Below are 12,582 nucleotides of genomic sequence, written 5' to 3'. Positions count from 1 at the left end.
GGACGGTCAGCGGACGGTCAGGGGGTGACGTCGATGAGGACCTTGCCGACCGCGGACTGCTGGACGGCGTCGTGGGCGTCGCCGGTGCGGGACAGGGGGAAGCGGTGCAGCGGGAGTCCCGCGGCCTCGCCGACGCTGATCGCGCCGTCCGCCACGGCCGCGCTGACCGCCGCCACCGCCTCGTCCTTGGCCTCGGCGGGGACGGTGTAGATGAGCACGCCCTGCCAGCGCAGATTGCCGAACATCGAGGGCCGGACGGGGACGGCGAAGCTCGCCGAGTCGTCGGCGTAGAAGGCCACGACCGCGTCGGGCGCGGTCACCGCCGCGTCCAGGTCGGCGTTGGCGGCGGGGGCGACCTCCACGACGATGTCCACCCCGCCGGGGAAGATCCGGCGGATCTCGGCGGCCGCGTCCTGTGCCCGGTAGTCGACCACGTGGTGCGCGCCCGCCGCCTTCGCCAGCTCCCCCTTCGCGGGGCCGCTGACCGTGGTGACCACGGTCGCGCCCGCCCAGCGGGCCAGCTGGATCGCCGCGTTGCCGACCGCGCCCGCGCCGCCGGCGACCAGCACATTACGGCCGACCAGCGCGCCCGGGGCCAGCCGGGCGGGGCCGCCGTCCGCGACGGTCAGCGTGCGGTGGGCGGTCAGCGCCGGGATGCCGAGGCTCGCGCCCAGGTCGAACGACGCGTGCTCGGGCAGCGGCACCGCCTGCCGGGCCGGCAGCGTCACGTACTCCTGCGCGGTGCCGTCGGCGCGGCTCCACGCGGCCTCCCACAGCCACACCCGCTCGCCGATCCTGGCCTCGGGGACGCCGGGGCCGACCGCGTCGATCACGCCGGAGCCGTCCTGGTTGGGCACCTGCTCACCTTGCGGGGAGTTGCTCTGCCGGGCCTTCCAGTCGGTCGGGTTGACGCCCGACACCCTGACCGCGACCCGCACTTCCCCCTCGCCGGGGGTGGGGACCGGCCGGTCGGTCAGCGCCAGCACGTCCGCGGCGCCGCTGGTCTTGTATGTGATCGCCTTCATGAGCCCTACAAGCTACCGCCGGCCGGCTTTCTTCCCGGAATGCGGTGCTCCGTTCGGTGTGCCGGTGGCGAAAAGCGTCGACGCGCGGCGCCGGCCGGGGTGAGGGTGGAGCCACGGCGCCGGGCCTCCGGCGGACCGGTCGGACGGATGACGGGGGGTCCTGGTGACCGAAAAGCACGGTGGGAGCTTCTACGACGCGCTCGGCGGCGAGGCGGCGCTGCGGCGGCTGATCGAGGCCTTCTACGACCAGGTGCTCGTCGACCCGCTGCTTGAGCCGGTCTTCGCGCACTTCACCCCGACGCACGTCGACCACGTCGTGGTGTGGCTGTCGGAGGTCTTCGGCGGCCCCGCCGCCTACACCGAACGCCTCGGCGGCCACCAGGCCCTGCTCAGCAGCCATCTGAACCTGAAGATCACCGAGGAGCAGCGGGCGCGCTGGGTCGAGGTGATGCTGGCGACGGCGGCGAAGGAGCTGCCGGCCGACGGCCTGCTCCAGCGGCGCTTCGCCGAGTACATCGAGTGGGGGACGCGGATCGCCGCGTCCGTGTCGCAGCCGGGCACCGAACTGGGCGACCCCGGCCCGGCCCCGCACTGGGGCTGGGACGGACTGGCCTGACGGCGCTCAGGAGACGAGCGGCTCGGGCAGGGCGACGCTGTCCGCGCGGGGGGCGGTGCCCGCCGGGCGGGGCACGTAGGAGCCGGAAGCGCCGCCGTGGCCGCGGTGGACGATCAGGCCGCGGACCGGGTCGGGCACCGCGTCCAGCGTGGCCGCGGTGCCGGGGAGGGCGAGCCAGTCGGCCCACGACTCCTCCTCGGCGAAGGCGACTTCCAGCACCACGCCCCAGCTGTGCTCGAACCACCGCCAGGACGAGGCGCCGTTGGTGATGAGTGACTCGGTCAGCACCTGCGCGTACGCGTCACGCCACCCGGTCGCGGTGTGCACCGCACCGTCCTCGACGTCCATGACCTCGATCGACCACCAGTCCGGAACCCTCATGTTTCGACCATAGACACCGTTGGACGGCTCCGGAAGGGTCCGGCGGCAATCGGGCGAAAACGATCAAAGTCCGGCGAGCAACTCCTCCGCCGCGGCCAGGATCTCGGTGACCCGCAGCCCGAACCGGGCGTCGCAGCCGTGCGGTTCGCCGCTCACCAGGACGTCGACGGCACGGGCGTAGGCGTCCGTGGCGGGTCCCGCGAGGCCGTCGGAGTAGGTCGCGACCCCGTGCTCGCCGCGGAATTCGACGGCCACCCCGGCGCCGGCCGGGGGCGCGGTGAGGGTGAGGACCGCGGTGCTCGACGCGCCGCTGTCGTGCCGCAGCGTCAGGTGGACCAGGTCGCCGGGGCCGTGGGCGGCGGCGACGGCGGTGACGTCGCCGAGCACCGGCAGCAGCACGGACAGCGCGTGCGGGCCGACGTCCCACAGGCCGCCCTTCTCGCGCCGCCACGGCGAGTCGGCGAAGGGACCGGCGCCGGCGCCGGCGCCGAAGACGGCGCCGTACCAGTCGGCGCGGCCGGTGTACCAGTCGCCGGCCGCGGCCTGCCGGCCGATCCACTCGGCGCTCGCCGCGTCGAAGCGCGTGGTGAAGAAGACCACGGAGCGCACCCCGGCCCGCTCGACCGCGTCGACCACCTCGCGGGCGCCCTCGACGGTGGCGGCCAGCGGCTTGTCGAGCAGCAGGTGCCGCCCGGCGCGGGCGGCGCGGGCGGCCAGCGGCGCCTGGAGGGCGGGCGGCAGCGCGACGGCGACCGCGTCCACGTCGGCGATCAGCGCGTCGGCGTCCGCGCAGGCGCGGGTGCCGAACAGCTCGGCGACCTCGGCGGCGGCCTCCGCCCTGCGCCCCCAGACCCCGGCGAGTTCCACGCCCGGGTGCGCGGCGAGCGCGGGCCCGTGCGCGAGCCGCGCCCACGGCCCGGTGCCGAAGAGTCCCACCCGCAGCGCGGTCATGACGCGGCCCGCGCTTCCTCGTGGCGCACGTACGACTCGCGGTCCAGGTCGCGCAGGTCGACGGAGAACTGCACCTCGTGGCGCGGGGTGGGCGCGGTGCTGTCGCGCAGGGCGGCGAGCACCGCCTCGGTGAGCGCCCGCTTGACCTCGGGGGTGCGCCCGGACAGCAGGGCGATCTCGACGTGGACCATCGCGCGGTCCGGCGAACCGTCGCCGATCCAGAGGTCGTCATGGCGTACGAAACGGGTCTTGCAACCGTCCGCGCGGCCGCCGGCGACGGTGACCAGGGCCTCGTGCAGGGCCTTGCCGAACGCCGGCCGATCGAGGGCGTCGGCGAGCGTTCCGGAGTATTCCACGGTGGTATGCGGCATGGTTTCGACCCTATCCCGGCAGGTCCGAGGCGGGTCGGGCGTCTCACGATGCGCGCCGGGGCCGCCCGAAACCTCGGTTACATCCCGTTAACACAAGGGCAATGCTTGAGAAAACGATCCTTGCAACGCTGCCTTCGGCCCGATCAGCGCAGTTCGGCCGCACCCGCGAACACGTTCGTTAAGGATGGCGTCACCGTGACCTACAAGGCTGAGTACATCTGGATAGACGGCACGTTGCCGACCGCGAAGCTCCGTTCGAAGACGCGGGTCCTGGCCGACGGCGCGGAGCTTCCGATCTGGGGGTTCGACGGATCGAGCACCAACCAGGCGGAGGGCCACGCCTCGGACCGCGTACTCAAGCCCGTCGCCTCCTTCCCCGACCCGTTCCGCGGCGGTGACGACGTCCTCGTGATGTGCGAGGTCTTCAACATCGACGGCACCCCGCACGAGTCCAACACCCGTGCCCCGCTGCGCGAGGTCGCCGAGAAGTACGCCGCGCAGGAGTCGCTGTTCGGCATCGAGCAGGAATACACCTTCTTCCAGGGCTCCCGCCCGCTCGGCTTCCCGGAGGGCGGCTTCCCCGCCCCGCAGGGCGGCTACTACTGCGGCGTCGGCGCCGACGAGATCTTCGGCCGCCCGGTCGTCGAGAAGCACCTGGAGAACTGCCTGGCCGCCGGTGTCGGCATCTCCGGCATCAACGCCGAAGTGATGCCCGGCCAGTGGGAGTTCCAGGTCGGCCCGCTCAGCCCGCTGGAGGTCTCCGACCACCTGTGGATCGCCCGCTGGCTGCTCTACCGCACCGCCGAGGACTTCGGCATCTCCGCGACGCTGGACCCCAAGCCCGCCAAGGGCGACTGGAACGGCGCCGGCGCGCACACCAACTTCTCCACCAAGGCGATGCGCGAGAACTACGCGGCGATCATCGAGGCAGCCGAGTCGCTGGGCCGCGACGACAAGCCGCTCGAGCACATCAAGCACTACGGCGCCGGCGTCGAGGCCCGCCTCACCGGCGCGCACGAGACCGCCCCGTGGAACGAGTACAGCTACGGCGTGTCCAACCGCGGCGCGTCGGTCCGTATCCCGTGGCAGGTCGAGGTCGACCAGAAGGGCTACATCGAGGACCGCCGCCCGAACGCCAACGTCGACCCCTACGTCGTCACCCGGCTGATCGTGGACACCTGCGGCAGCGCGCTGGAGAAGGCCGGCCTGGTCTGATCCGCCCCCGCTCCACCACCGCCTCCCCGCGGTCGTGAAGGGCGCCCGCCGACACGGCGGGCGCCCTTCCCCTTTCCCGCGCCGGGCATGTGCCGGTGACCATCGCCGCCGCCAGTCGTTTGACGCAGAGTGAAGAGCCGACCGTCACGCGCACTGTCCCCGTTCACGAAGAAGTCCGCTCGGCACATCCCGGTGGCGGAGGCCGAAGCGGCTCTGATCGAGCACTATCCACGTCTGGTGCGGCTGGCCTACCTCGCGCTGCCCGCCGCGATCGACCGCCACCACAGAGTGCTCATCGCCCACCGGCTCACCCAGAAGTCACTGCGAGTAGCGCTCACTTCGTCCGGCGGCCAGGGCCCGTACGCGATGCTGCGGCGCGAGGTGCTGCGCCAGGCGCTCGCCCAGGGGCGGCGGTCGGGGCGGCTGCACAGCGCGCTGGCGAGCACCGGACTTCCACACGTCGCCGGCCTGCGGCTGCACCCGCAGGCCGGCGGCGGGGCCGAACTCGCCCTGGACCGGGCGCTGGCCACCCTGCCGGGGGCGACTCGGGCCGCCTATGCGCTGCTCGGCGTGGAAGGCCTCGACGAGCACGCGGCCAGGGACGTCCTGACCGAGGCGGGCGCCACCGACCCGCAAGGAGCGGTACGGACGGCGGCCGCCATCGAGAACGACCACCGGCTGCTGGCGGCAGGCGAGTTCGACCCCTGCACGGTCCATGTGCGGCCCACCGACCTGCTGCGGCGGCGGCAGCGCACCAGGACCGGGATCGCGGTGGCCGCGGCGGTCGCGGCCGGCGCCGTGCTGATCGTCGCGTCCCCGGGCGGCGACCCCACCGGGCCGCACGGCTCCGCCGGGCCCCCCGGCTCCACGGCGGCCGGCGCGCGGGCACTCGACCCGGCCGCCCTCGTACGCGCCCGGCCGCAGGCCTGGACCACCACCGCCAGGCTCGACTTCACCGCCTGGCCCGCCCGCGGCAACCGGGCCGGCGACAGCACGCTGCTGCGCAGGGCGCTCGCGGCCTGGGCAAACCCGGCACGCTCCGTCCAGGTCGCCGCGACCCCCGGCACCCCCACGACGGGACCCGCGCAGCCGCCGCAACTGCTCTACGCCGGGGACGTCGACTCCACGACGGTCGTGGTCTTCTACGACGGCCTGCGCCTGGTCCGCTACGCCCAGGCCCGCGGTGGCGGCTCCGCCGCGGCCCTGGACTTCGCGCAGGTCGCCGACGCCGACCTCACGACGGCCGCGGCGGTCGTCGTCGACCGCGTCGACGGCAACGCCCGCTTCCTGACCGCCCCCTGGATCGCCGACGCCCAGACCCGCGACCTGCTGCGGCCCGACCTCCAGGGGACGCCGCTGCACACCACCGCGGACGGCACGACGGACCCGGTGCGCACGCCGGGTGCCTGCGGCACGAGCTGGCCCGCGCTGCAACTGCGCTCCTCCGGCCGGATCGTGGAGCGGCACTCCTTCCTGCTCACCGACCTCGGCGACCTCAGCCCGGTCCACCTGACCTTCACCCCGCCGCCGTCCCCTGGCACCCCCGCGCGTGCCCCGCGCGAGGCCACCGGGGCGCAGGCGCTGGCCAGCTGGGCGCACAGCGCCTGCCGCCTCGGCGAACTGCGGGGACAGGGGGTCCGCTCCGTCAACGACTGGCAGTTCGCCCGTACGCGTCTCCCCGAGGGGGCGGGGGAGGCCGCGTGGACCTGCGACCGGGCCGACACATGGCGCGGGCCCGGCCGCGCGACCGTCCAGTTCGTCCCCCCGGACGCCGCGCCCGGGGCCCCCGGCACGCCCGCCGGCCGGCAGACCGGCGGTTCCGCTTGCAGCCGCTTCGGGCAGGACATCGTGGCCGGGGTGATGTGGAAGTCCCCCGGCAGCCGCTGGTACCTGCTCGCCGCGGGGAGCCGCGAGGTCGTCTCGGTCTCGGCGGACGGCCTCACGGCCGGTGTTTCCGGCCCCTCCCTCGCCGTCCCCGCTCCCCGCGGCACCCACGCCAAACTCTCCGCCCGCACCAGTTCGGGCCTCACCCTCCACCCGCTGACCCGATAGCCCCATCCGGGGGGGTGCGGGACTCCCCTCGCGGCCCGGTGGTGGGCTCATCGCGCAGTTCCCCGCGCCCCTGAAAAACGCGCGCCCTCCTGCGCAGAGCCCAGCCCCTGGCAGGGGCCAACGCCTGGGCGCAGGAGGACGCAGGCCACAAAGGGGCGCGGGGAACTGCGCGCCCCGCCGACGAGGCGGGGAAGAAGCAACGCCACAGCAAGTGGCACCCGCCCAGGGGCGCGGGGAACTGCGCGCGCAACCACGACGGTGGGAAAGGCGACCGCCCGCCGCGGCCCCCCGGGGGCTCGGGAGGGAGCCCCCGGGGGTTGGGCAGGCGCACCCCGCCAGGGGTGGTCAGGGGGCGCGGGTGAAGACCGCCACCGTGCGGCCCGGGACGGTGAACATGGCGGTCGACGCCGTGAAGGTCGAGGACTTCACCACCGGGTCCGACCCGGCGGCCTGCACCGGGTGCAGGGCATAGTGCGTGCCGGCCAGGGCCGCGACCTTCTGGCCCCGCGCCAGCGGCGTGGCGTTGAAGACCACCACCAGGTCCCCGAGGGTCATCGTGATGACGCCGGGCGTCTCCTCGGACCCGCTCAGCGGAAAGGCCAGCTCCCGCTGCACCTGACCGGAGGTCACCAGGTGGAAGGCCGGTTCCGTGGTGCGGATGCGCAGCAGGTCCTGGTAGGCGGCGGACGCCCCGCCGATCTCGGCGCACGAGGGAGTCGCGGCCGCGGAGGTCAGCAGAGGCGTGGCGTAAGGCCACTTGTCCTCGTTGTCGGCCGCCGGCGGCAACCCGCGGCCCATCCCGTTCCCCTGCTCGCACGACCAGTGGATCGCGTTGAACCAGTCGCCGGAGTCGAAGGAGTTGCGGTCGAGGGACTTGGACCGCAGCAGGTCCGATCCCGCCTGGCCCAAGGCGGGGCCCTGGGAGAGGAACGCCGTGGCCTCGGCGACGACCTGCATGCGGGCCCGGTCGGCGGCGGACGTGTCGGCCGGGAGTTTGTAGGTCAGCGCGTCGTAGAGCGATTCGTTGTCGTGCGCGTCGGCGTACGCGAGCGCGTCGCCCGGCGCGTCGGCGTATCCGGCGGGCGCCCCGTTGTAGTCGATCTCGGCGCCGGTGACCTGCTTGCCCGCGGAGTCGGTGAAGCCGAACTGCCGCAGGTTTCCGCTGAGTCCGACCTTGATGAGGTCCTGGTAGTGCAGCAGGCGGGCCTTCTGCTCGGCCGGAGTGCCGTTGGCGGCCGATGCGTTGGGGTCGGTGTAGAGGCCGGAGGCGAAGCCCTGGACGCCGGGGTCGGCGTCGAAGGGGCTGCCGCCGCGTACGGCGTCGCGCGCCCGGTCGGAGAAGGTGGCGATGCCGGTGCCTGCCATGTTGGCCTGGGTGGCCTGTACGAACCGGGCGTTGTCGGCGACCTCGCCGAAGTTCCAGCCCTCGCCGTAGAGGATGATCTTCTTGCCGTCGACGCCGTCCTTGGCGGGGGTGAGCGCGTCGAGTGCCTTGCGCACGGCGAGGATGTTGGCCTTGGGGTGGTGGCCCATGAGGTCGAAGCGGAAGCCGTCGACCTTGTATTCCTTGGCCCAGGTGACGATGGAGTCCACGACGAGCTTGCCCATCATGGCGTTCTCCGGCGCGGTGCCCGCGCAGCAGGTGGAGGTGGCGACCGAGCCGTCCGGCATGAGGCGCTGGTAGTAGCCGGGGACGATCTTGTCCAGGACGGAGGTGTCGGCCTGTCCCGCGGCGGAGGTGTGGTTGTAGACCACGTCCATCACCACCCGCAGCCCGCTGCTGTTGAGCCCCTGGACCATCTGCCGGAATTCGACCGTGCGGCCCGCGCCGTCCGGGTTCTTGGCGTAAGAGCCCTCGGGGACGGTGAAGTGGTAAGGGTCGTAGCCCCAGTTGTAGGCGTCGGTGGCCCGCTGGGCGGTGACGCAGGCCTGCTGCCTGTCGCTTGCGGGGCCGTACGAGCCCAGGTCGCAGGCGGGCTCGGTCTGGTCGGCGGTCCGCTCGGGCACCGTCGCGAAGTCGAACGCGGGCAGCAGGTGGACGTAGTTGACGCCGGCCTGCGCGAGGTCGCGCAGATGGCTCATGCCGGCCGACGACGTGTCGGTGAAGGCGGTGTAGGTGCCGCGGTCGGCGGCCGGGACGGTGGTGTCGGCGACGGAGAAGTCCCGGATGTGCAGTTCCTGGATCTCGGCCCGGCTCATCGGCACGGCGGCCGGTTTGCGCTCGGTCGCCCAGCCCTCGGGGGCGAGCTTCGGGTCGTCCAGGTCCACCAGCAGGCTTTTCTCGGAGTCGGCGGTGAGCGCGACCGAGTAGGGGTCGGTGACCTGGTTGACGACGGTCTTCTGCACGCTGGGCGCCCAGACGGTGACGTCGTAGCGGTAGGGCTTCCCGGTCCACGAGGGGGTGCCGGTGACCGACCAGACGCCGGTCGCGGTGTCCTGCCGCATCGGGACGCGGTGGCCGCCGATGTCCACCGAGACGCTGTGGGCGGTCGGTGCCCATACCGACAGGCTGGGCCTGCCGTGGCTGAACACCGGTCCGAGGTCGGCCTTTTCCGCGCCTGCGGCGTAGAGGTCGTCGAGCACGCCTTGGGTCTGCACGCCCGTCGCCGCCAACAGACCTCCGTTGGCGGCCCGCTGGGTGGCGATGACCTGCCCGCGCAGGGCGTCCCGCACCCTGCCGCGGTCGCGCGGGTCGACGGTGAAGGCCGAATAGCCCTTCAGCTGCGGGAATTTCGCGAGCTGCGCGTCGGTGAGCCCGCCGGGCAGCTTCTGCAGGCGCAGCCAGTGGCCCTCGTCGGACAGGGCGCCGTCCTTGACGGTGATGCCGCCGTCGGGGGCGTAGACGAGCTGCTGTGACAGGGACGGGGCGCTGGTCTGCCAGGCGACGGTGTCGCGGTCGATCCACTGGGCCTGCGCCTTGCCCAGGTCCAGGTCGGCGCCGCTGCCCCGCGGCTGCGGCAGCAGATACGCGGGGGTGCCCTCGAGCAGCCACACCTCGTGGCCGGTGCCGGTGAGGTCGAGGGACTGGTCGCTGGGCAGGTCCTTGGTGTCGCCCTTGTGCAGGATGTAGCTGAGCGAGGTGGCGCCGGCGGCGAGCGGCACCTCGTAGACGGCACCGTAGGAGTCGATGCGGGTGGGCTGGAGGGGTGCGGTCCAGTCGGTGGGAGTGGCGGCGCCGTTCCAGACGTGCAGGCCCCAGCCGGTGTAGTCGCCTCCCCCCGCGCCTCCGGCCTGGGAGGTGCCCCCGGCCCGGTGGTAGTGCAGGACCGCCTTCGTGGTGTCCTGCGGCGGGTAGGCGCCGTCCGGGGCGCTGGTGGCGACGGCCGGGCTGCCCTGGGAAATCCACACCTCGGCGCCGGCGCCGAGGTCGATGGTGCGGTCGCCGTCGGTGTCCTTGACGCCGTCCTTGTCCACCACGATGAAGCCGACGCTTGAGGCGCCGGGCTTGAGCTTCACGTAGGCGAAGGCGCCATAGGCGTCACGGCCGGTGAAGGGGTGGCCGGCCGGCCAGGTGGTGGCTTCGCCGTCGGCGATGTCGCCCCAGGTGTAGAGGCCCCAGTCGGCGTAAGTCTGGTCGGTCCGCCGGTAGTGGACGATCGCGTAGTCGTGGCTGATCGCGGTCGGGGGCGCGGTGACCGGCGGGGCGCCGGTGGTGGCGGCGGCGGTCGCCGAGGCGGTGCGCCCGGCGGCGGAGACCACGACGGCCTTGTAGCGCACGGGAATTCCGGCGGGGGTGCCGGTGAGGGTCTGGGTGACCTTGTAGGGGGCGTGGTCGGCGGAGCCGAGCACCTTCCAGGGGGCGTCGCCCACCTGGGCGGCGAAGACGACGCGGTTCAGGCCGCCGCCGGTGACGTCGGCGGACAGCTCGACGGTGCCGGTCGCGCCGGGGGCGGGCGGGGTGAGGGTGAGCGCGGGGGCCGCGGTGGGCTCGGGCAGCGGCTTGGCGGCGTGCAGCACGACGGCCTGGAGCGGCGGCACGGTCAGGGTGAGGGTGCCGTCCGCGGCGGTGGCCGTGGTGCCGGTGGCGCCGTAGATCCCCTGGTAGGCGGCGCCGGCCGTGTTGCCGGTCGGTACGGTCACGGTCCGCGCGGCGGTGGCGTTGTTGATCGCGACCAGGTAGTCGTCGCGGCTGGCGGCGTCGGTGCGGGAGTAGGCGTAGACGCCCGGGTCGGTGCCGGGGGCTGTGTAGCGCTCGGTCTGGACGCCGTCGCGCAGCGCGGGGTGCTCCTCGGTGAGCCGGGACAGCGCGGCGATCGCCCGGTAGAGGGGGTGCCGCGGGTCGTAGGCGTCGCTCGCGGCGGTGCGGTCGGTGCCGATCTCGTCGTCGTCGAGGTAGTCGGCGACCTGGGAGGCGAACATCGTCTGCCGGGCGTTCTTGTCGCCGCCGGGGGCGCCGGTGAAGCCCTGCTCGTCGCCGTAGTAGACGACGGGATTCCCGCGGCCGAGGAACATCACGGCATTGGCCAGCTCGTCGCGGTCGAGCAGTTCGGCGTCGCCCGCGCCCGGGTTGTCCTGGGCGAGGAAGCTGCCGATGCGGCCCATGTCGTGGTTGCCGAGGAAGGTGACCTGCTCGTACGCGTTGGCCTTGTCGGTGGTGTAGCGGTAGTCCTGGCCGTAGACGCCGGCGAGCTTGCTCGGCGGCGCGCCCTGCGAGGCGTAGCCGCGGGCGGCGTCCTGGAAGGGGAAGTCGAGTGTCGCGTCGAGCCGTCCCTGGGTGACGTAGGGCGAGGTGACGGCCGGGTCGGCGTCGTAGGTCTCGCCGAACATGAAGAAGTTCTTCCGGCCGTGCCGGGCCGCGTAGGCGTCCAGGGCGGTGGCCCACTGGGTCCAGAAGGGCAGGTCGACGTTCTTGGCGGTGTCGATGCGGAAGCCGTCGATCGCGAAGTCCTTGACCCACTTCTCGTAGATCTGCTCCATGCCGTGCACGACCTCGGGCCGCTGCGTCCACAGGTCGTCCAGGCCGGTGAAGTCGCCCTGGTCGGCGCTCTCGCCGGCGAAGGTGGAGTCGCCCCGGTTGTGGTACATCGTGGGGTCGTTGAGCCAGGCGGGGACCTTGGTGTTCAGCTGGCCGGCGGGCACGGTGGGGGTGCGCGGGAAGGACGCGGCGGTGACCTTCGGGAAGGGGCTCGGTGGGAGTACCTCCCGGGCCGAAGGCGCCGGGGGACCGTCCGCGTAGGTGTCGTCGTCGAAGGGGGTGCCGTCGGCGGACAGGTAGGGGAAGGCGCCCTTGGACAGGTAGTTGTAGGTGTTATCGGTGTTGCCGATGACGTCGGCGGTGTGGTTGGTGATGACGTCGAAGAAGATCTTCATGCCCTTGGCGTGGGCCGTGGATATCAGCTTCCTCAGGTCGTCGTTGGTGCCGAAGTGCGGGTCCACCCGGGTGAAGTCGGTGATCCAGTAGCCGTGGTAGCCGGCCGAGATTCCCCCAGAGCCTTCGGCCTGGGAGGTACCCACAGCCCCCGTGCCCTGTACGGGCTGGTTCTTGAAGATCGGCGCCATCCAGATCGCGGTGGTGCCCAGGCCCTTGATGTAGTCCAGCTTCTGCGTGAGGCCCTTGAGGTCGCCGCCCTGGTAGAAGCCCTTGTCCGTGGGGTCGTAGCCGGTGCTGAGCCGGCCGCCGGTCAGGCCGCCCCTGTCGTTGGCCTTGTCGCCGTCGGCGAAGCGGTCGGGCATCACGAAGTAGAACTGCTCGCGTGTGTCGTCGTGCCGTGCGGCCTGTCCGGCGAGCGCCTTGTCGGACGGCGGGGCCGGCGGCCGCGGCGAGCCGTGCGCGTAGGCCGGTTGGACGAATGCGGCCAGCGCCGCGAGGGCGGTGGCGACGGCGACGTGCCGCAACCTGTGTGCGGGCAGCCTGAACTCCAGGGCCACGGGCGGATCTCCTTGCTGGGGACAGCCTCGCGCCCGGGTCCACGCGCATGAACCGGTCGCCGCCACGGCGTCGGTGCCGAAGCTGTGCGGGAACGTATCCCTC

The 12,582-nt window shown here is 73.1% G+C and carries 8 protein-coding genes; 3 read left to right on the top strand and 5 right to left on the bottom strand.

What is annotated here, in order from left to right; all coding sequences use genetic code 11:
- Positions 1-17: 17 nt before the first annotated feature.
- Complete coding sequence (locus tag OG900_29705; GenBank protein ID WUH93880.1) at positions 18-1,025, bottom strand: NADPH:quinone reductase; 1,008 nt, start codon at positions 1,023-1,025, stop codon at positions 18-20.
- 163 nt (positions 1,026-1,188) lie between these two features.
- Between OG900_29705 and OG900_29700 the strand changes: the two genes are divergently transcribed.
- Positions 1,189-1,641, top strand: coding sequence for a group II truncated hemoglobin (locus OG900_29700; GenBank protein WUH93879.1), 453 nt, complete (start codon positions 1,189-1,191; stop codon positions 1,639-1,641).
- A 6-nt stretch (positions 1,642-1,647) separates the two neighbouring features.
- Here the strand turns inward: OG900_29700 and OG900_29695 are convergent, their stop codons facing one another.
- The 3 genes from OG900_29695 to OG900_29685 form a co-directional block, all read right to left on the bottom strand.
- Positions 1,648-2,022 carry a hypothetical protein gene (locus OG900_29695; protein ID WUH93878.1) on the bottom strand — a complete coding sequence of 125 codons (375 nt, stop codon included), beginning with the start codon at positions 2,020-2,022 and terminating at the stop codon, positions 1,648-1,650.
- Positions 2,023-2,085: 63 nt separating this feature from the next.
- On the bottom strand, positions 2,086-2,964 hold the full coding sequence (locus OG900_29690) for a Gfo/Idh/MocA family oxidoreductase (protein WUH95983.1): 879 nt from the start codon (positions 2,962-2,964) through the stop codon (positions 2,086-2,088).
- Positions 2,965-2,969: 5 nt separating this feature from the next.
- Positions 2,970-3,344, bottom strand: coding sequence for a 5-carboxymethyl-2-hydroxymuconate Delta-isomerase (locus tag OG900_29685; GenBank protein ID WUH93877.1), 375 nt, complete (start codon positions 3,342-3,344; stop codon positions 2,970-2,972).
- A 195-nt stretch (positions 3,345-3,539) separates the two neighbouring features.
- On the opposite strand from OG900_29685, the gene OG900_29680 reads away from it, so the two are divergent.
- Positions 3,540-4,559, top strand: a complete 1,020-nt coding sequence (locus OG900_29680) for a glutamine synthetase beta-grasp domain-containing protein (protein WUH93876.1) — start codon at positions 3,540-3,542, stop codon at positions 4,557-4,559.
- 192 nt (positions 4,560-4,751) lie between these two features.
- A complete protein-coding gene (locus OG900_29675) occupies positions 4,752-6,611 on the top strand; it encodes a hypothetical protein (GenBank protein WUH93875.1) in 1,860 nt (619 codons plus the stop codon).
- 345 nt (positions 6,612-6,956) lie between these two features.
- Here the strand turns inward: OG900_29675 and pulA are convergent, their stop codons facing one another.
- Positions 6,957-12,479 carry a pullulanase-type alpha-1,6-glucosidase gene (gene pulA, locus OG900_29670; GenBank protein ID WUH93874.1) on the bottom strand — a complete coding sequence of 1,841 codons (5,523 nt, stop codon included), beginning with the start codon at positions 12,477-12,479 and terminating at the stop codon, positions 6,957-6,959.
- Positions 12,480-12,582 lie beyond the last annotated feature (103 nt).

It is taken from the genome of Streptomyces sp. NBC_00433 (assembly GCA_036015235.1).
GTDB lineage: Bacteria > Actinomycetota > Actinomycetes > Streptomycetales > Streptomycetaceae > Actinacidiphila.
Note: the sequence above shows the minus strand (reverse complement) of the source record. Positions and strands in the feature narration are given on the sequence as shown.